The 19,200-nt window shown below is 63.6% G+C and carries 13 protein-coding genes and 1 pseudogene; 5 read left to right on the top strand and 9 right to left on the bottom strand.

Annotation, left to right across the window (positions count from 1 at the left end):
• Nucleotides 1–2: 2 nt before the first annotated feature.
• Genes BM321_RS25595 through BM321_RS25575 form a run of 5 tightly spaced genes read right to left on the bottom strand, consistent with a single transcriptional unit; the run spans nucleotide 3 to nucleotide 5,380 of the window.
• Nucleotides 3–452 (bottom strand): VOC family protein, encoded by a 450-nt coding sequence (locus BM321_RS25595; RefSeq protein ID WP_092445567.1) that lies wholly within the window; start codon nucleotides 450–452, stop codon nucleotides 3–5.
• Between the two features lie 11 nt (nucleotides 453–463).
• Complete coding sequence (locus BM321_RS25590; protein WP_092445565.1) at nucleotides 464–1,504, bottom strand: YCF48-related protein; 1,041 nt, start codon at nucleotides 1,502–1,504, stop codon at nucleotides 464–466.
• Between the two features lie 12 nt (nucleotides 1,505–1,516).
• Nucleotides 1,517–2,311, bottom strand: a complete 795-nt coding sequence (locus BM321_RS25585) for an SDR family NAD(P)-dependent oxidoreductase (RefSeq protein ID WP_092445563.1) — start codon at nucleotides 2,309–2,311, stop codon at nucleotides 1,517–1,519.
• Nucleotides 2,312–2,337: 26 nt separating this feature from the next.
• A complete protein-coding gene (locus BM321_RS25580; protein WP_092445561.1) occupies nucleotides 2,338–3,828 on the bottom strand; it encodes an aldehyde dehydrogenase family protein in 1,491 nt (496 codons plus the stop codon).
• Nucleotides 3,829–3,838: 10 nt separating this feature from the next.
• Nucleotides 3,839–5,380, bottom strand: a complete 1,542-nt coding sequence (locus tag BM321_RS25575) for an acetolactate synthase large subunit (protein ID WP_092445559.1) — start codon at nucleotides 5,378–5,380, stop codon at nucleotides 3,839–3,841.
• A gap of 274 nt (nucleotides 5,381–5,654) precedes the next feature.
• Between BM321_RS25575 and BM321_RS25570 the strand changes: the two genes are divergently transcribed.
• Nucleotides 5,655–6,407 carry an IclR family transcriptional regulator gene (locus tag BM321_RS25570; RefSeq protein WP_092326218.1) on the top strand — a complete coding sequence of 251 codons (753 nt, stop codon included), beginning with the start codon at nucleotides 5,655–5,657 and terminating at the stop codon, nucleotides 6,405–6,407.
• 154 nt (nucleotides 6,408–6,561) lie between these two features.
• Here the strand turns inward: BM321_RS25570 and BM321_RS25565 are convergent, their stop codons facing one another.
• The 4 genes from BM321_RS25565 to BM321_RS25550 all read right to left on the bottom strand — a co-directional run bounded on the left by BM321_RS25565 (nucleotide 6,562) and on the right by BM321_RS25550 (nucleotide 12,283).
• Nucleotides 6,562–7,887 (bottom strand): alginate export family protein, encoded by a 1,326-nt coding sequence (locus BM321_RS25565; protein WP_092445557.1) that lies wholly within the window; start codon nucleotides 7,885–7,887, stop codon nucleotides 6,562–6,564.
• An 82-nt stretch (nucleotides 7,888–7,969) separates the two neighbouring features.
• The gene (locus tag BM321_RS25560; RefSeq protein ID WP_092326216.1) at nucleotides 7,970–9,319 is read right to left on the bottom strand and encodes an aminotransferase class III-fold pyridoxal phosphate-dependent enzyme; all 1,350 of its coding nucleotides are present in this window, start codon (nucleotides 9,317–9,319) and stop codon (nucleotides 7,970–7,972) included.
• Nucleotides 9,320–9,330: 11 nt separating this feature from the next.
• Complete coding sequence (locus BM321_RS25555) at nucleotides 9,331–10,752, bottom strand: aldehyde dehydrogenase family protein (protein ID WP_092445555.1); 1,422 nt, start codon at nucleotides 10,750–10,752, stop codon at nucleotides 9,331–9,333.
• An 82-nt stretch (nucleotides 10,753–10,834) separates the two neighbouring features.
• The gene (locus BM321_RS25550) at nucleotides 10,835–12,283 is read right to left on the bottom strand and encodes an APC family permease (protein ID WP_092445553.1); all 1,449 of its coding nucleotides are present in this window, start codon (nucleotides 12,281–12,283) and stop codon (nucleotides 10,835–10,837) included.
• Between the two features lie 309 nt (nucleotides 12,284–12,592).
• Here BM321_RS25550 and BM321_RS31420 point away from each other — a divergent pair.
• From BM321_RS31420 to BM321_RS25535, 4 genes and pseudogenes are all read left to right on the top strand, one after another.
• A pseudogene (locus tag BM321_RS31420) lies at nucleotides 12,593–13,786 on the top strand (HAMP domain-containing protein); the annotation flags it as partial.
• 102 nt (nucleotides 13,787–13,888) lie between these two features.
• Nucleotides 13,889–14,644, top strand: a complete 756-nt coding sequence (locus BM321_RS31415) for a methyl-accepting chemotaxis protein (RefSeq protein WP_371856651.1) — start codon at nucleotides 13,889–13,891, stop codon at nucleotides 14,642–14,644.
• 101 nt (nucleotides 14,645–14,745) lie between these two features.
• Nucleotides 14,746–15,915 (top strand): efflux RND transporter periplasmic adaptor subunit, encoded by a 1,170-nt coding sequence (locus BM321_RS25540; protein WP_060742727.1) that lies wholly within the window; start codon nucleotides 14,746–14,748, stop codon nucleotides 15,913–15,915.
• A gap of 3 nt (nucleotides 15,916–15,918) precedes the next feature.
• Nucleotides 15,919–19,014, top strand: coding sequence for an efflux RND transporter permease subunit (locus BM321_RS25535; RefSeq protein WP_092445548.1), 3,096 nt, complete (start codon nucleotides 15,919–15,921; stop codon nucleotides 19,012–19,014).
• The last annotated feature ends 186 nt before the right edge of the window (nucleotides 19,015–19,200 follow it).

The raw sequence follows: 19,200 nt of genomic DNA, 5'->3' as shown, positions 1-19,200 counted from the left end.
CTTTAAAGTGGGTCGAGATCGAAATGCCGGCTGGGGGCCCCAGCGGCCTTGAAGCGGGCCTTGCCGCGCTCGTCGTCGTGTTCGGACTCGAGGAAAAACTCCATGCGATTGCCATCGGGGTCGTTGAAGTACACGCCGTTGCCGATCTCGTGGTCAGTGATCTTCACCACCTCGACGCCCTTGTTCAGCAACATGCCGTAGAGCTTGCGCAGGGTGATCATGTCGCCCGCGATCTCCAGCCCGTAGTGCTGCAACCCCAGGCCGCCCTGGTGGGCGCCGGGCTCTGCGCGGAGCAATGCGATGTCGTGATGCTTGGCGCCAAACGCCATCATGATCCAGCTTTCACCCCGGGCGCTTTCATGCATGCCCAGCACATCGGCGTACCAACGGGCCGACACTTCCGGGTCGCTCACGAACAACGACAGGTGAGTACGAACGACTTCGACTTTCATCGCGCGATACCTCAGTTTTTCTTGATGATGGATTGATGCCCGGACTTGATTTGCGCCACGGCGGGGGTCCAGAGCACATCAGCGATTTCACTGAATTCACGCCACTGCTTCTGCCAGCCGTCACCGCCATTTTCGGAAGTGAACAGATGCCCATACTTGGTGCCGGCGACGATCTGGCGAGGGTCGGCAGGGTTCAAGGCAATCGCCCAGACGCAGGAGTTGGGCTGTTGTGGCAGCGGCAGCACCTCCCAACTGAGGGCGGCATCCCGGGAAACCAGGACCTTGCTGGTGGTGCCCGGGGTGCCGTCGGAGATGCTCAGGTAGAGCGTATCCTCGCCGCCCAACGGTGCATTCATGGCGCGCACGTAATACAGACCGAAGGCTTCCCGGGCGACGATGCCGGTCCAGGTCTGCCCCTCGTCGAGGCTGCGGTAAACGGCGTTGACGCACACCACGACGATGACCTTTTGCCCATGGTTGGGCAGGACCACGATGTTGTGCACGTCCGAGTTGAAGTCCCACAGCAAGCGATCATCGACGCGGGTCCAGCTCTCGCCCCCGTCACGGCTGTGGAACAGCCCCCCCTCTTCCAGGCCGAACCAGAGCTGGTTGCGGTCCGTCGGGTCGTAGGCGAAAGCCAGCAGGCGTGGACGACTGACGCCGTCGCAGAACTCCGGGATCTCCACAGGGGCACGGTCCCAGTGCTGGCCACCGTCGAGGGTGCGCCACAGCACGGCGCGCGACGGCGCACCGGTGCCCACGAAAATACGCTGCGCATCCTGGGGATCCACCGCTACTTTCCAGACGGTCTGCCCGTTGAACGGCGAATCCACCCGCTGCCAATGGCCGCCGGTATCGCGGCTGACGCACAGGCCGACGTCGGTGCCGGCGTAGATCACCTCGGGCGTACCCGGATGGAAACTCAGGGATCGGGTAATCGCATCGAATTCCAGGTCCTGGCCCAGGCCCAGGCGATGCCAGGTACGGCCATCGTCGGCGCTGCGGATCACCGCTTGCCCCACGGTGGCGACCAAAAGGGTTCCGTTACTCATCACTGCTGCTCCTCAAATGAAGATGCCACGGGTCAAGCCGCCGTCGATGCCAATGGATTCCCCAGTCACGGCGCCCGCCTTGGGGGATGCGAGGAAACCGATCAGCCAGCCCATTTCGATGGGCGCCAGGGTGCGCCGGATCGGTGTCGCGTCGATGTAGCCCTGCTCCACCTGCTCAGGCGTCTTGCCCTGCTTGACCCCTTCGCGCTCGTACAGCTCCTGGATGTGCGGGGTGTCGACCACACCGGGGTGGATCAGGTTGACGGTGATGCCGGAGGGGCCCAGTTGGTCGGAGAGCGTCTTGGTCATGTGGGCGATGGCCAGGTTGCGCATGCCCGAGAGGACCTTGCTGCCACGCCCGGTCAAGCCACCGATGTTGATGATGCGACCGAAGCCACCGGCCTTCATGTGCGGGGTTACCGCCTTGGCGCAACGGAAATAGCCGATCACCTTGGTGTTGAGGTCCGAGAGCAATTCGTCGTCGCCGGCATGTTCGATGTCGTTGCGCACCACGCCGGACGGTGCCGCGGCGCCGTTGACCAGGATGTCGATGCGGCCAAAGTGCTTGTGGGCCGCCTCGACCATGTCGGACACCGCCGACATCTGGTTGGTGTCACAGAACAGCGGCAGCACTTCGTTGCCGGTCTCGGCGGTGATTTCCTCGGCGGCTTGCTGGAGAAACTCCATGCGCCGCGCACAGATCACCACCTTGCAACCCTCCTGGGACAAAAAGCGCGCGACTTCCTTGCCGATGCCCATACCGCCGCCGGTGACGATCGCCACGCGGCCTTGCAATTCCAGATCCATAGCAGTTCCTCTTGTGATGATTCGGTTCAGGCCAGATCGACGAAGACACTTTTGGTTTCGGTGTAGGCATCGATCACGTTCTTACCCATTTCCCGACCCCAGCCGGATTGCTTGTAGCCGCCAAATGGCGAGGCCGGGTCGACGACGTTCCAGCAGTTGATCCACACCGAACCGGCCTTCAACTGCGCCGCCACGCGATGGGCGGAGCGCAAGTCACGGGTCCAGAGACCCGCCGCCAGGCCGTAAGGCGAGTCGTTGGCGCGCAGCACCAGCTCATCGATGTCGGTCCAGCTCATGACGGTCAGTACCGGGCCGAAGATTTCTTCCCGGGCGACACAGGCGCGCTCGGCGCGGTCGAGAAACACGCTGGGGCGGATGAAGTGGCCGCGTTCCAGGTGGGCCGGCCGGTCACCGCCGCAGATCAGTTCGGCGCCCTCTTCCTGGCCCCGTTGCAGGTAGCCGCGCACCGTGCCCAATTGCCGGGCCGAAACCAGCGGGCCCATGCTGCTGGCCGGATCCAGGCCTGGCCCCAGCACATGGGCGGCCGCGTGGCGCTGGAGTTCTTCAAGCACCTGGTCGAGGACGCTGGCGTGCACATACAGACGCGATCCGGCGGTGCAAACCTGGCCCTGGTTGTAGAAAATGCCATCGGCGGCGCCTTTGGCGGCCCGGACGATGTCGGCGTCCGGCAGGATGATGTTGGGGGACTTGCCCCCCAGCTCCAGGGAGACCTTCTTCATGTTGCCCGTGGCCGCCTGGGCGATCAGTCGTCCCACCTGGGTCGAGCCGGTGAAGGCGATCTTGTCCACGTCCGGGTGCTGGGCCAGCGGTGCACCGGTCTGCGCGCCAAGGCCAGTCAGCAGATTGACCACCCCGGCCGGGAAACCGGCGGCCTCGATCAACTGCACCAGGCGAATGGCAACCAGGGGTGTCTGCTCGGCGGGCTTGAGCACCGCGACACAACCGGTCGCCAGCACCGGGCCGAGTTTCCACACGCACATGGTCAGCGGGAAGTTCCACGGCACGATCAACGCGCAGACGCCCACCGGCTCGCGCAAGGTGTAATTGAGCATCGGCGCGCCACTGGAGGGAGACACCGGCAGCGTGCTGCCTTCGATCTTGGTCGGCCAACCGGCGAAGTAACGAATGATGTTGGCCGCGCTGGCCGCTTCGCCCCGGGCCGCGCCGATTGGCTTGCCGTTTTCCAGGGTGATCAGTTGCGCCAACTCTTCGCGGTGCTGGTCGAGCAGTTCCGCCAGGCGAAACAGCAGCAACCCGCGCTGGGCCGGGGACTGCTGCGCCCAGGTACCCGTGAAGGCCGCGCGGGCGGCAGCGACGACGGCATCCACGTCGCGTTCGCCACCTTCGGCGACTTCAGCCAGGGTGTGTTCAGTGGCCGGGTTTTCCACGGCAAACCGGCGACCATCGGCGGCGTCCTGCCAAGTGCCGCCGATAAACAGACGCCCGGGTTGCGACAGGAATTTCTCGACCGCAGGTAACAATTGAATCGGGTTCATATCCGCTCCTTCACAGCGCCATTTCAATCAGGCAAGGACCACCGTCGGCCTTGGCGTTGGCCAAGGCGCGTTGCAACTCACCGTTGGTGTGCACAGTGCTGGCCGGCAAGCCGTAGCCCTTGGCCAGGGCTTTCCAATCGATGCGTGGGCGGTCCAGTACCGTCAGGCTCAGGGCCTCGGGGCCCAGCTCGGTCATGCCGAAGCGGCGCAGCTCGTTCTGCAGGATGGCGTAGCGGTGGTTGGCCGCGATCAGGATCACCACCGGCAGTTGCTCGCGGGCGATGCTCCATAAGGTCTGGATGGTGTACTGGGCACTGCCGTCCGATTGCAGGCAGAACACCTTGTTGCCACGCTCGGCCATGGCGGCGCCAAAGCCCACCGGGATGCCCTGGCCGATGGCCCCACCGGTGTTGGTCAGGACCCGATGCCGGGCGGCATGGGCCGAGGCGGTGAAGAACGGATAGCCGCACGTGCCGCCTTCCACCGAAACGATGCAGTCGTCCGGCAACGATGCGGCCAGCACCTGGCCCACCGACTGCGGTGTCAACGCGGCTTCGCCGGGCGGCAGTTCGATACCGGTTGGCGTGGGCACGTAAGCCGGCGCCTCGAGCGCATCGGCCAGCGCAGTGAGCGCCCCGGCAACGTCGTCCCCCACCTCGGCCAGACACAGCAGGCGTTCACGCTCTGCCAACCGGGAGGCAATGCCTTCGTAGCCGAAGTAGCTGATGGGCTCGGGGACGCCAGCGCAGACCACCGCGTCGTATTGGTCAAGGATCTCGATGGCCACTTCGGGGAAGTAAGGCAGGCGATCCAGGTCTGGCAGGCCACCACCGCGATAACTCAGGCGCGGAAAGGTTTCGGCGAACAACCGCACGCCCGGCAGTTGCGCCAAGCGCCCCGCCGCTTCCAGGCCGGCGACGGACAAGCCTTGGTCGCCGACGATAAACACCAGGCGCCGACCATCGCGCAAGGCCTGGGCGACCGCCTCGACCCGGTCACCGGCAAAACGCCGGATCGGAGCCTGCAATGCCGTGAAGGCCTTCTCGTGCTGCACGGTGTTGGCTTGCAGGTCCATCGGCAGGATCAGGCTGGCGATCTGGCCGTTGGCTTGCCAGGCGGCACGCACCGCCTCCTGGAAATCCTCACCGACGCCCGACGCCGTGCGCGAGGTCCGTACCCACTTGGAAACGCTGCCGGCCAACGCCTGGATGTCGCTGGCCAGCGGTGGATCGTAATTGACGTGCCAGGACGCATGATCGCCGATGACGTTGACGATCGGGGTGTTGGCGCGACGTGCGTTGTGCAGGTTGGCAATGCCATTGGCAAAGCCTGGGCCAAGGTGAGTCAGAGTCATCGCCGGCTTGCCGGCAATCCGGCCGTAGCCGTCCGCCGCACCGGTGCATACCCCTTCGAACAAGGACAACACCGGCTTGAGGGCTGGCGCGCTGGCCATGGCTGCTACCAGGGGAATTTCAGTCGTTCCGGGATTGGCGAAGCAGTATTCGATACCGCTTGCCACCGCCGCCTTCACTATCAGTTGCGCACCATTCATTTCCAGCCCTCTTCATCGAGCGTTTGCAGTGGCTGAGATTTATCACACAGCACAATCGACAAAACAAGCTATTTTTCTGCATTAAAATCATATTTTGAGATTAATGCATATTTTATGAAGGAAAACGACTGAAAATCCGCTTGTATTTCTCAAACATTGAGTTACCGTGGCGACGCGCTCCTGAGCGAGTGCGCGGGCTTTTCATCAGCGCCGCGGCTACCTATAGTGCTCACCCAACGCCCCCCTACGCGCCATTCCCCCCTTTAGGAGCGAAATGAGCAGTCTGAGCAAAATGCTGAGTGTGCTGGACCTTTTCGGCCCGGCCACATTGAAGATCGACCCCGAGACCATCGCCGAGCGCATGGGCCTCTCGCGGGCGACCGTGTACCGCTACGTCAAGGACTTGTGCGATGCCGGCCTGCTGGTGCGGGTGGACGCCGGCAGCTATGGCCTGGGGCCACGCATCATTGAGCTGGACTGGATGATGCGGCAGTACGACCCGATCCTCGTGGCAGGCCGCGAGTTGATGCACGAGCTGTCCGACGCCACTGGCCTGGCGGTGTTCGCCAGCGTTTTCTACGACGGCCGTATCATCAATACCTACATCGCCGAACCCAGTGACACCTACCAGTTCTCATTCGGCCGCGGCCAACCACTGCCGTTTTTTCGCGGTGCGCAATCCAAGGTATTGATCGCCTTCCAGAAGGGTCGGCGCCTGCAACGCCTGTTCGAAGAACACCTGGCCAACGACCCCGACAGCGACCATGACTGGGCAAGCTTTTCCAAGGCCACAAAAAAAATCCGCAAGGATGGCTATTGCATGACCCACGACGAACTCAACCTGGGCCTCACCGGTATCGCCGCGCCGATCGTCAACCCGGAGCTCGACGAGGTGGTGGGCAGCCTTTCGGCCGTGGGCAGCACCCACAGCTTCAAACTGCTGCGCCAGGAAACCGTGGTTGAAATGGTGATGGACACCACCCGGCGGATTGCCGAGCGGATGCATACCCAGCCTGCTGTCAGCTAGACAACAGAGACACTGCTCACTCAAGAAAAACGATCCCCCGTGGCGAGGGAGCTTGCTCCCGCTGGACTGCGCAGCAGGCCCAAAGAGAGGGGCCGCTGCGCGACCCAGCGGGAGCAAGCTCCCTCGCCACAGGGTTTATCGAACAACCCCTGCTTCAGAACGGCACGGCCACCGTCACCTGGCTGTACACGTTGGTGCCATTGCCCGTCACTTGATTGCCCCCCGTCGTTGCATCCCGATCCGGCTTGTAGAGGCCGATCAGCGGGGTGACGATCAAATGCTCGTTGACGGCCCACTCGGCATACACATCCAGCTCACGGGCATCCAGGTTCAGGGCGTTGTCTTTACGTACGGTGTTGTAATCGAAGTACAACGCACCGAGGGTCAGGTTTTCCAACGGCGTGGCCGTCAGGCCGACATGATGAATGCCCGTGTTGCTGTTGAAGGGCCCGGCATAATTGCTCGCGACCTCACCCTGGAACCACGTGCCATAACCCGTGCTCTGTCCGGTGAACAGCGAATCCCACTTCTGCGAATAGCGGGTGTAGCGGTACGTCAGCTTGGGTGCCCAGGCGAGATCGGCAAAGGTGTAGCCGGCCTCGGCGTACCAGGCGTTCTGCGGGCCCGCGTCCTTGTCCTGCCAAGCGTATTCGAATGCCAGGCTGGCGTTCTCGATGCCCGCGTCGCCTTCACCACGAATGCTGTAGACGTTCATGCCCTCGCGTTGCTTCTGGAAAGCGCTGGCCCACTGGTCGCTCACATCAAGGCCATGGATCCAGGTCAAGCCCAAGGTCCCGGCCTTGGCGGTGTAGTCCAGCGTGCCAGCGGCCAGTTCGGTTTCGGCCTGGGCACGGTTGTCGGACTTGAGCCAGACCGCACTGCCATGCAGCCCCTCCTGCCCGCCCAGACGCAATACGGCGGTCTGGTCGAATGCGTGCCGGGCGGCCAGGTAATAGGCACCCCCGCGATTCAAGCGCCCATCGGCAGGCCCTTTGCCCAGGTTCGGCCCGTCATCGTTGATCAAGAACCCCCTGCCCAGCTTGACCACCTGGCGGCCGCCGGAGATATCGACACCGTCCTGCCCCAGCACAGGGAACAGATCGGCGGAACGCCAGCCCAGGTAAGCGTCTTCGATCTTCGTCGTGCGCTCGCTGCCCAGTGTATTGCCGGCCGCGTCGCCATCGCCCCAGGTGGCGGAACTGACCAGGCTGAACGCACCGTAGGCGCTGCCACGGCCGGCCAGCCCCTGGTCGCCGCTGACGCCATACTTGATGAAGCCTTCGCGCCAGGTTGAACCGCCAGGCCTGCCGTCGTAGTTCTTGCGACTGTTGAAATGGCCGAACACCGCCAGCATGTCGGCGTTGAGGTGAGTGTCGTCATCGGCATACAACGCATAGGCCTGGACCTGACTCGCGGCGCAGAGCGCCAGCGTACAGGCAAGGCCACTGCCGAAAAATTCCATACGCGATAGGTTCCGCATGGCTGGAGCTCCTTGTGGTGCGCCTTCGAAGGCTGTCTTTATATTCAGGAGCCGGCGCAGCACGCTGCGCCGGCGGGTCGGGCTAGCGGCAATCGGCGAGCGCGCCGTCCAGCGCAGCGACCATCATGGCGGCCTCGTCGGAGGTGAGGGTCAGCGGTGGCGACATCACGATTTTGTTGCCTATCGGGCGCACCAGTACGCCGGCGCGGCGCGCCTGCTCGGCGATGCGCGAGGCCAGGCCATTGGCCGGGTCCAGCGGCTCGCGGGTGGCCTTGTCCGCCACCAGGTCCACGGCGATCATCAAGCCCTTGCCACGCACTTCGCCCACCACCGCATAACGCTCGGTCAGCGGCTGCAGTTGCTCCAGCAATTGGGCACCGACTTTCCCGGCATTGCCCGGCAAGTCCTCGGCTTCGACGATGTCCAGCACCGCCAGGGCCGCCGCACACGCCGTCGGGTGACCGCTATAGGTGTAGCCATGCATGATCACGCTGCTGAAACCCGGGCCATTCTCGATGGCATCGGCGATACGCTGGTTGAACACCGTCGCACCCATGGGGATGTAGCCGGCGGTGATGCCCTTGGCCAGGCACAGCACGTCGGGCGCGACGCCCCAGCCCCGGCTGCCGAGCATGCAGCCGGTGCGGCCGAACCCCGTGACCACTTCATCGGCGATCAACAAAATGCCGTGGCGATCACAGACTTCACGCAGCCTCTTCCAGTAATGCGCCGGCGGCACGATCACGCCACCGGCACCTTGCACCGGCTCGGCGACCAACGCAGCAATGGTCTGCGAACCCAGCAGCGCGATCTGGTCTTCCAACTGGCGAATGCAGTGATCGGTCAACTCCTCCGGATCGCGGCAGTCCCAGGGGTTGCGGTACAGCCACGGCGTATCGAGCAGATGACAGCCGGCCAACAGCGGCCCGTGGTTGTAGTGATAGACCCCGTTGCCGCCCACGGAGGTGCCGCCCATGTGCACGCCATGGTAGCCATTGCGCAACGACAGGAAGCGCGTGCGCCCTGGCTCGCCGCTGGCGATCCAGTATTGGCGGGCCATTTTCAGGGCCGTCTCGACCGCATCGGAACCGCCGGAACTGAACAGCACCCGCGCCATGTTTTCCTGGGCGAACATCGACGTCAGCCGCTCGGCCAGGTCGAACACCCGCGGATGGGCGATGCCGTCGAAGGTCTGGTAATAAGCCAGTTCGTCCAGCTGCGCGGCGATGGCCGCCTTCACCGAGGGCCGGTTATGGCCCACGTTCACGTTCCAGAGGCCGCCCACACCATCGAGCATGCGATGGCCTTCGATATCGGTGATGTAGTTGCCGTCGCCACGGGCGATGATCAACGTCTTGGAGCGGTTGGCTGGCGCCGAAGAACTCATCGGGTGCCAGAACTTCTTCTGTGCTGTCTTGTAGTGCTCGTACATGGTTGCAGTCCTCACTCTGTTTCACGCTTGCATACGTACAACAGCTGCTGGCCGGTAAACTCCAGCAGCCCTTCAAAGCCGAACTCGACGCCGAACCCGGACATCTTGCTGCCACCAAACGGCGTATTCGGCTGGATCTGCGCATGGCAATTGACCCAGGCCATGCCACATTCCAGGCGACTGGCCAATGCCTGTGCCTGCTCGCTGTCGCTGCCCCAGACCGACCCGCCCAGGCCCATGTCGCCGGCATTGGCGCGGCGCAGGACATCCTCGACATCCTGATAGGCGATCAGGGGCAACACCGGACCGAACTGTTCCTCGTCCACCAGGCGCTGTCCGTCGGTCACATCGGCCACCAGCGTCGGCGGATAGAAAAAGCCCGGGCGGTCCAGCCGGGCACCGCCGCACAACACCCGCGCGCCCTGGGCACGGGCGTCCGCCACCAGTTCCTCAACCAGTGTCAGTTGTTCGAGGTTCTGCACCGGGCCAAACGTGACCCCAGGCGCCAGGCCGTCACCCACCACCTGACGCCTGGCGATAACGGCCAGGGCCTCGGCAAAGGCCTCGTACTGGGATTGGTGGATGTACAAACGCTTGAGGGCAGCGCAGGTTTGCCCCATGTTCAGGAAGGCCGCCTGGAAAATGTCTTCGGCCACCGCCTCCACCGGCGTGCCGGGCAGCACGATGGCGGCATCGTTACCGCCCAGCTCCAGGGTCAGGCGCTTGAGGTTGCCAGCGGCGCCGCGCATCACGCTTTGGCCGGTGGCGGTCGAGCCGGTGAAGACGATCTTCTGGATGCCGGCGTGGGCAGTGATCGCACTGCCGAAACCTTGTTCGCCGGTCACGCTATTGATCACGCCCCGAGGAACATGGCGCGCGATGATCTCCACCAGGCGCAACGTGCTCAGCGGGGTCAGGCTCGACGGTTTGCTGATCACGCAGTTGCCGGCCCGTAACGCCGGCATGATGTGCCAGACGGCGATCATGAATGGCCAGTTCCAGGGCGTGATCGATGCGACGACGCCCAACGGCTTGCGGTGCAATTCAATACGCTGGCTCGGGGTCTCCTCTACCAACTCCACAGGGATCTGTTGTTCGGCGGCGTAACGCGTCCAGGCCACCGCGCCCATGACTTCGGAGAACGCCAGCTCCAGCGGCTTGCCCTGCTCCAGGACAATCAGCCGGGCCAACGACTCGGCATCCTGCTCGATGTCCACCGCGATGCTCAGCAGACGCTGGCGGCGATCTTCATGACTGCTGTATCGCCACTCGATAAAGGCCGACTGCGCCGCTTCGACGGCAAGGTCCAACTGAGCCAGGGAACCGGCCGCGCAACGGGCGAACACGGTGCCGGTCGCCGGATTGACCACATCGAAGTGGCCGTTTTCGCCGTCGACCTGGGTCCCATTGATGAGCATTTGATAATCGTGCATAGCATCTTCCTTTCACGCGCTGCCGGACCGTCCCGAACGACAGCGCAGTTTTTTGTGTGGTTTGACGTGGTCGCGTGGTGCCCTAGAGTTTGTGGCTGCCCAACGCCATGAACCGCTCGGGCGAGCACTTGCGCAATCGGGCGGCGAGGAACACGCCGACAATCAGCGCGACGGGAATGACGGCACAAAGGCCGTAGGACAACAGCGGGCTGGCGCCGGTCAGCACGTCGAAATGCATCACTGCAAGGGCCAGGACCGCCAGCAATGCCAGGCACGAAAAGCCCGGAAGAATCCGACCGCGCCAGAGCCCCAGCTTCAACTCCGGGTGCGAGCGGAAATAGACCCATACCGCCGCCGAGGTCAGGGCCATGAGCAGAATCACGCACAACGTGGCCAGGTTCGAGAACCAGGCGAACAATTGCAGGATCGGGTCGGCGTCCAGCGCGGCGAAGATCAGCACCACCACCGCTGCGATCAGGCTCTGCAGGACCGAGCCCATGTGCGGACTCTGGTGCACGCGGTGGGTGGTGCCCAACCGGCTGTGCAGCAAACCGTCACGCCCGATGGCATAGAAATAACGCGCCGCGGCGTTGTGGAACGCCAGCAGGCCGGCGTAGATGCTGACCATGAACAGCACACGGATGATCTGGGTCAGGTGCGGGCCGACAAAGTGATCGGACATGCCGTAGATGAACGTGGTGGGATCCTGGAGCGCCTGCAAGGTCGGTACGATCTTGTCCGCGCCTACGCCAACCACCATCGCCCAGACCGACAGGGCATAGAAACCACCGATCAGCAGCACCGAGCTGTAGGTGGCGATGGGAATCGTACGGTGCGGGTTCCTGGCCTCCTCGCCATAGATGGTGGTGGCCTCGAAGCCGATGAACGCCGCGAAGCAGAACAGCAAGCCGATGGACGGCGTGCCGCTGAACACATGGCTGCGATCGAACGAATCGAGATTGATGCCACTGTCGCCGCCGCTCTTGAGGATGGCGAAATCCAGCGTCAGGATCGCCAGGTACTCGGCAATGACCACCACCGACAGCACCCGGGCCGACAGGTCGATCTTGCGATAACCGAGAATCGCGATGCTCGCCATCGCCAGGAGCGAATACGTCCACCACGGCAAATCCAGGCCAAAGACAGTGGCCATCGTACCGCTGACCACGCCGCCGAACATGCCGTACAGCCCGACCTGGAGAATGTTGTAGGCGAACATCGCCAGCACCCCCGCCGCGCCGCCGGCCAGGCCACCCAAACCGCGAGAGGTGAAGGCATAGAAACCACCGGCGTTGGTCACGTGCCGGGACATGGCCGTGTAGCCCGCCGAGAAGGCCAGCAACACCAACAGCGCCAGGAGCAACAACGCTGGCGTACCCGCGCCGTTGCCCAGCATGATGCCGATGGGGAAACCGCCGGCGATGACGCTCAAGGGGCTCGCCGCCGAAATCACAAAGAAGATGATAAAGCCGACGCCCAGGGCGCCGCGCTTCAACTCCGTCGAGCTGCTGATCGGGAAAGATACACTCATTGTTCTTGACCTTATTGTATGAGGCAGTTGTTGCTGGATCGGAGACGGCCAGTTTCGCCGACGTCCAAAAGCTTATTGTTCTGCTTGCACGCTGGATTCGATGCTAGGCCCTTGCCAAAACCCTTCGCTATCCCAAAACGGCAGCATCCGAGGCGGCGCCCCAAAACAGGTCAGCCCAATGCCTGGGCACAACGGCTGCCGATTCGGGATAGCCGGCAGGCGCTTCCTGGCGCAAGATAGCCTCGCCCGTCGTTCAAACAGCGCTAGGCACAGAACAATAAAAATCCCTAAGCGCAGGAAAATCTCAGCATGTTCTTCGCTCGTCTCTCTATCCAATGGCGGATCACGCTCCTGAGTGGGCTGTGCCTGCTGGCCGTCGTCGGGGCATTGACCGGTGCGTCCCTGTACCAGAACCAGCAAGGCGCAACGCTGCTCAAGCAGCAAAGCAGCCAACTGCTCGGACGCTCGGCCCTGGAAGGCCTGCAGGCACAGGGCCTGGCACACGGTCAGCGGGTGGAGCGGTTTTTCAGCGAAACCGCGATCTATGGGGAAGGTTTTGCCCAACAGGTCCTGCAACTGCGCGCCCAGGCGTGGAACGGGCGACTGACGCCAGGGCAACTGCGCCGCGACCTGATCGCCGCGACCCGCCAAGCCCTCCAGAACCGCGAGAAAGTCCTCGGTTTCTACGTCGTGCTGTTTCCCGACGCGCTGGTCGGTGAAGATGCCGGTTTTATTGGCCAACGCGATCTGGCCGGCAACGAAAAGGGTCGCTTCGCCTTGTACTGGTCGCAAAGCCAACCCGGCCACTTGGTGCAGGAGGTGCTCAGCGAAGCCCAGATCAGCGCCAACACCGCACCACCGGGCAGCGAGCCGGCCAACGCCTGGTACGTCTGCCCGCAGACCCTGGGACGCACCTGCGTGACAGAGCCCTACGCGATCGAGGTCGAAGGCCAGAAGACGTTGATGAGCAGCATCTCCATACCCCTGCTGGACCAGGGCAACGTCATCGGCGTGGTGGGCATGGACATCAGCCTCGATACCCTCCAGCAACTGGCCGCCAGCCTGGCCAACGACCTGTATCCCGGCCACAGCGAGATCAACATTCTTTCCCCGTCAGGGCAAGTTGCCGGCCATAGCGGCACGGTTGACGGCACCTCGGTCGACGTTCGGCAAGCCGTGCAAACCGCTCCCGCCAATAGACCCTGGCAATTGCAGATACGCGTACCTGAAGCGCTTGTGCAAGCGCCAGCCCTGCACATGCAGGCGCAGTTGGACGCCAAGCATCGCCAGGCCAACTGGCTCAACCTCAGCCTGGGCTTGCTGGCTGCCGGCTTGGGACTGTTACTCATCTGGCTCACCGCTTACGGCGTGACCCGGCCGTTGCTGAGGGTGGCGCAGATGCTCGATGCGATTGTCGAAGGCGACGGCGATCTCACCCGGCGCCTGCCCAACGACCGCCACGATGAATTGGGCCATCTGGCCAGGGGTTTCAACCGCTTTCTCGACAAGCTGCAGCCCATTATCCGCGATATCCAGCAAGCCTCCCTGGACACCCGCAACACCGCCGATACGTCGGCACGGGTGGCCCGGGAAGTCAGCGCGGGCATGCACACGCAGTACCGGGAAGTCGAGCTGGCAGCGACCGCCTTGCATGAAATGAGCACCAGCGCACAGGAAGTGGCTCGCCATTCCCACCAGGCGGCCGATGCCGCCACCGTTGCCGAAAACGCCAGCCGATCGGGGCGGGAATTGTTCGCCAACGCGGTCACCAGCATCGACAGCCTCGACCGGCGCCTGGAAACCACGCTCGAGCAAGTGCAGGCGCTGGCCGGCAACAGCCAACACATTGGCCAGGTGCTGGACGTGATTTGTGCCATTGCCCAGCAGACCAATCTGCTGGCCTTGAATGCCGCCATCGAAGCGGCCAGGGCCGGAGAACAGGGGCGCGGCTTCGCCGTGGTGGCCGACGAAGTTCGCCATCTGGCCAGCAACACCCAGAACTCGGTCGAGCAGATACGCACGGTGATCGAAGCGTTGCAACAGCTGAGCCAGGAGGTCGTGCACAGCACCCAACTGAGCCGCGAACAGGCCAGGGACAGCGTCGCCCAAGTCGAAAAGACCCATGTGGCGCTGCAACACATCACCGACGCCGTGGAAGTGATCGAACACATGAACCAACAGATCGCCAGTGCCGCCCTGGAGCAAAGCACTGTCGTGGAAGACATCAGCCATCGCGTCAGCGACATTCGCGCAATCAGCGAAACCTTGACCAGCCGGATGCAAGAAGCGTCGCAGGCGAGCCACTCGTTGCATGCCATGGCCAACCATCAACAGCAGTTAGTGGGGCATTTTCGGATCTAGTGGCCTGTGCGCTTACACAATTTCACAGAGCGCCTACAAAGCTTCACCCCTGGCATTGGCCTCGATCCCTACCATGGGCGGCTCAATATTGGGGAAGCACCATGTCCAAGATTCCTTTCGTCACACTGGGCCTGTTGGTCGGCGCGCTGTTGCTCAGTGGCTGTGATAGCGCCTCGAACCCGCAAGCCTCCGCCCCGCTGGCAAGCGTGCGTGTCGAAACGGTCCAGGCCCGGCCACTGTCGATCAGCAACGAGCTGAGCGGCCGGATCGCCGCGCCACGGGTCGCCGAAGTCCGGGCGCGGGTCGCCGGCGTGGTCTTGCAGCGGGTGTTTCACGAAGGCCGCGACGTCAAACAGGGCGAGGTGCTGTTTCGCATCGATCCGGCGCCGTTCAAGGCCGACCTGGACAGTGCCGAGGCGGCATTACGCAAGGCCGAGGCCAATGCGTTCCAGGCCCGCTTGCAGGCACAACGTTACGCTCAGTTGATCGACGACAAGGCGATCAGTGGCCAGGACTACGACAACGCCAGGGCCAACGTGCGCCAGACGGCTGCGGACGTCGCCGCCAACAAGGCCGCGGTGGAACGGGCGAAACTGAACCTCGGGTATGCCACGGTGACCGCGCCGATATCCGGGCGCATCGGCCGCGCCCTGGTGACGGAAGGTGCCTTGGTCGGGCAGAACGAAAGCACGCCGTTGGCGTTGATCCAGCAACTGGACCCGATCCACGCCGACCTCACGCAATCGACCCGCGAACTCAATGACCTGCGCCGCGCCTTTCGCGCAGGGCAACTGCAAGCGGTCGGCCAGGGCCAGGCCAAGGCCACCTTGATCCAGGACGACGGCAGCCCTTATCCGCTGCCCGGCAAGTTGCTGTTCACCGACCTCAGCGTCGACCCGAGCACCGGCCAGATCACCCTGCGCAGCGAGTTCCCCAACCCCGACCTGGACCTGCTGCCAGGCAGTTTCATCCGCGTGCGCCTGGAACAGGCGGTCAACAGCCAGGGCATCACCGTGCCGCAACGGGCCATCTTGCGCGACAGCGCCGGCATCGCCCAGGTATTGCTGCTGGACGCCGAGCAGAAGGTCAGCCAGCAACCGGTGCAACTGGGCGCCGCGCAAAACGATCGCTGGGTCGTCACCCACGGTTTGAAACCCGGCGACCGCATCGTCATCGAAGGCCTGCAACACGCCCGTCCCGGCGAGCACGTCCGGATCGACGACTCTCCACTCCCCCTCGCCCAGGTTCCCGGGCCACAGGCAGGACACTAAGCCATGCCGCAATTTTTCATCGACCGTCCGGTATTCGCCTGGGTCGTCGCGTTGTTCATCCTATTGTCCGGTGTCCTGGCCATCCCACAACTGCCGGTGGCGCAATACCCGGTGGTGGCCCCGCCACAAATCGAGATCTACACCGTCTACCCGGGCGCCTCGGCGCAAACCGTGGACGAAAGCGTGGTCAGCCTGATTGAGGAAGAACTCAACGGCGCCGACAACCTGTTGTATTTCGAATCCCAGAGCAGCCTGGGCAGCGCCACCATCACCGCAACCTTCCAACCCGGTACCAACCCGGAACTGGCCCAGGTCGACGTGCAGAACCGCCTCAAGGCGGTGGAGTCGCGCCTGCCGCAAGCGGTCACGCAGCAGGGCTTGCAAGTGGACAAAGTCTCCGCCGGCTTCCTGCTGCTGATCACCCTCACCTCCAGCGACGGCAAGCTCGACGACGTGGCCCTCAGCGATTACCTGGCGCGCAACGTGATGAACGAGATCAAGCGCCTGGACGGTGTCGGCAAGGCCCAGCTGTACGGGGCCGAGCGCGCCATGCGGATCTGGATCGACCCGCAGAAACTCGTCGGCTTCAACCTGACCCCGGCCGACGTCAATGCCGCCATCGTGGCGCAGAACGCCCAGGTGTCGGCAGGCAGCCTGGGGGAATTGCCGAGCCGCAGCACCCAGGAAATCACCGCGACCATCGTCGTCAAAGGCCAGCTCAACACGCCGCAAGAGTTCGCCGACATTGTGCTCAAGGCCAATCCCGATGGCTCGACGGTGCGCATCGCCGACGTGGCGCGGGTGGAGATCGGCAGCCAGGAATACCAATTTTCCACGCGCCTGAACGGCAAGCCGTCCACCGCGGTGGCGGTGCAACTGTCGCCGGGCGCCAACGCCTTGAACACCGCGACCCTGGTGCGCAACAAGATGGACGAGCTGTCGCGCTATTTCCCGGTCGGCGTGGAATACAAGATTCCCTACGACACCTCGCCGTTCGTCAAGGTCTCGATCACCAAGGTGATCTACACCCTCGGCGAGGCGATGTTGCTGGTGTTCGCAGTAATGTTCCTGTTCCTGCAGAACATCCGCTACACCCTGATCCCCACCCTGGTGGTGCCGGTGGCATTGATGGGCACCTTCGCGACGATGCTCGCGCTGGGGTTCTCGATCAACGTGCTGACCATGTTCGGCATGGTGCTGGCCATCGGTATCCTGGTGGACGATGCCATTGTCGTGGTCGAGAACGTCGAGCGGATCATGGCCCAGGAAGGCTTGTCGCCCAAGGAGGCCACGCGCAAGGCCATGGGGCAGATCACCGGTGCGATCATCGGCATCACGCTGGTGCTGGTGGCGGTGTTCATTCCGATGGCGTTCATGCAGGGCTCGGTGGGGGTGATCTACCAGCAATTTTCGCTGTCGATGGCGACATCGATCCTGTTCTCGGCCTTTCTCGCCCTGACCTTGACCCCGGCGCTTTGCGCGACCTTGCTCAAGCCGATCGCCCAAGGCGATCACCACGCCAAAAGCGGTTTCTTCGGCGGGTTCAACCGTGGCTTCGACCGCTTCGGCGACCGCTACCAGGAGTGGGTGGCCTATGCGGTGAAACGCAGCGCCCGTTATCTGCTGATCTACGGCGTGCTGCTGGTGGGCATGGGCCTGTTGTTCAGTCGCCTGCCCTCCTCGTTCCTGCCGGTGGAAGACCAGGGCTACACCATCACCGACATCCAGCTACCACCGGGTGCGAGCAAAAACCGGACGGTGCAGGTGGTGGAGCAGATCGAAGCCCACAACGCCGGCGAGCCAGGGGTCGGCGACAGCACGATCATTCTCGGTTTCAGCTTTTCCGGCAGCGGGCAGAACGCCGCCCTGGCCTTCACTACCCTCAAGGACTGGTCGCAACGCGGCGCCGAGGATTCGGCGGCGTCAATTGCCGACCGCGCCAACCTGGCCCTGGGTCGAATCAAGGATGCCATGGCGTTCTCGGTGCTGCCGCCGCCGGTGGATGGCCTGGGCACCTCCAGCGGTTTCGAGTTCCGTTTGCAGGACCGTGGCGGACTCGGCCATGCCACCTTGATGCAGGCCCGCAGCGAATTGCTCGCCGCCGCCGAAAAAAGCCCGATGCTGATAAATGTGCGCGAAAGCGCCCTGGCGGAAGCGCCGCAGGTGCAACTGGAGGTCGACCGCAAGCAGGCCAATGCCCTGGGCATTTCCTTTGCCGATGTCGGCAGCGTGTTGTCCACGGCGGTGGGTTCGGCCTACATCAACGACTTCCCCAACCAGGGGCGGATGCAGCGGGTGGTGGTCCAGGCCGAGGGCGACCAGCGCAGCCAGGTCGAGGATCTGCTGAAGATCCATGTGCGCAACAACAGCGGGAAAATGGTCCCGTTGTCGGCATTCGTCCAGGCCCGCTGGACCCAGGGGCCGGCGCAATTGACCCGCTATAACGGTTATCCGGCGGTGAGCATTTCCGGCGAACCGGCACCGGGCTACAGCACCGGCCAAGCGATGGCCGAAATCGAGCGGCTGGTGGCCCTGGGGCCGACGGGCCTGGGCCAGGAATGGACTGGGTTGTCTTTGCAGGAACGCTTATCCGGCAGCCAGGCGCCGATCCTGTTGGGCCTGTCGTTGCTCGTGGTGTTCCTGTGCCTGGCGGCCCTGTACGAAAGCTGGTCGATCCCGACCTCGGTGCTGCTGGTGGTGCCACTGGGTGTGCTTGGCGCGGTACTGGCCGTGTCGTTGCGCGGCATGCCCAACGATGTGTTCTTCAAGATCGGGTTGATCACCATCATCGGCCTGTCGGCGAAGAACGCGATCCTGATCATCGAGTTCGCCAAGAGCCTGTACGACGAAGGCCACGACCTGATCGACGCCACGCTCCAGGCCGCACGCCTGCGCCTGCGCCCGATCATCATGACCTCGCTGGCGTTCATCCTCGGGGTGATACCGCTGGCGATTGCCACCGGTGCCAGCTCGGCGAGCCAGCAGGCCATCGGCACCGGGGTGATCGGCGGGATGATCACCGCCACGCTGGCGGTGGTGTTCGTGCCGGTGTTTTTCGTGGTGGTGATGAAGCGTGTCAGGCGTGTTGATCGGAAGTGAGGCCAGGCCGGGCCACCGCTATCGCGAGCAAGCTCGCTCCCACAGTGGATCTTCAGCGGACACACTATCCGCGTGCATCCGAAATCCTTCTGTTCTGTGGGAGCGAGCTTGCTCGCGAAGAGGCCAGCACATTCAACATCTTCATTGACTGTGACGCCGCCTTCGCGGGCAAGCCCGCTCCCACAG

The organism is Pseudomonas sp. NFIX10, assembly GCF_900111955.1.
Classification (GTDB): Bacteria; Pseudomonadota; Gammaproteobacteria; order Pseudomonadales; family Pseudomonadaceae; genus Aquipseudomonas; species Aquipseudomonas fluorescens_AA.
Note: the sequence above shows the minus strand (reverse complement) of the source record. Positions and strands in the feature narration are given on the sequence as shown.

What these genes read in the sequence shown, in the direction of transcription:
- BM321_RS25550 (WP_092445553.1), bottom strand. Translation starts at nt 12,283, where the DNA reads ATGAGTGTATCTTTCCCGATCAGCAGCTCGACGGAGTTGAAGCGCGGC.
- BM321_RS25540 (WP_060742727.1), top strand. Translation starts at nt 14,746, where the DNA reads ATGTCCAAGATTCCTTTCGTCACACTGGGCCTGTTGGTCGGCGCGCTG.
- BM321_RS25580 (WP_092445561.1), bottom strand. Translation starts at nt 3,828, where the DNA reads ATGAACCCGATTCAATTGTTACCTGCGGTCGAGAAATTCCTGTCGCAA.
- BM321_RS25590 (WP_092445565.1), bottom strand. Translation starts at nt 1,504, where the DNA reads ATGAGTAACGGAACCCTTTTGGTCGCCACCGTGGGGCAAGCGGTGATC.
- BM321_RS25570 (WP_092326218.1), top strand. Translation starts at nt 5,655, where the DNA reads ATGAGCAGTCTGAGCAAAATGCTGAGTGTGCTGGACCTTTTCGGCCCG.
- BM321_RS31415 (WP_371856651.1), top strand. Translation starts at nt 13,889, where the DNA reads ATGCACACGCAGTACCGGGAAGTCGAGCTGGCAGCGACCGCCTTGCAT.
- BM321_RS25595 (WP_092445567.1), bottom strand. Translation starts at nt 452, where the DNA reads ATGAAAGTCGAAGTCGTTCGTACTCACCTGTCGTTGTTCGTGAGCGAC.
- BM321_RS25565 (WP_092445557.1), bottom strand. Translation starts at nt 7,887, where the DNA reads ATGCGGAACCTATCGCGTATGGAATTTTTCGGCAGTGGCCTTGCCTGT.
- BM321_RS25575 (WP_092445559.1), bottom strand. Translation starts at nt 5,380, where the DNA reads ATGAATGGTGCGCAACTGATAGTGAAGGCGGCGGTGGCAAGCGGTATC.
- BM321_RS25560 (WP_092326216.1), bottom strand. Translation starts at nt 9,319, where the DNA reads ATGTACGAGCACTACAAGACAGCACAGAAGAAGTTCTGGCACCCGATG.
- BM321_RS25585 (WP_092445563.1), bottom strand. Translation starts at nt 2,311, where the DNA reads ATGGATCTGGAATTGCAAGGCCGCGTGGCGATCGTCACCGGCGGCGGT.
- BM321_RS25535 (WP_092445548.1), top strand. Translation starts at nt 15,919, where the DNA reads ATGCCGCAATTTTTCATCGACCGTCCGGTATTCGCCTGGGTCGTCGCG.
- BM321_RS25555 (WP_092445555.1), bottom strand. Translation starts at nt 10,752, where the DNA reads ATGCACGATTATCAAATGCTCATCAATGGGACCCAGGTCGACGGCGAA.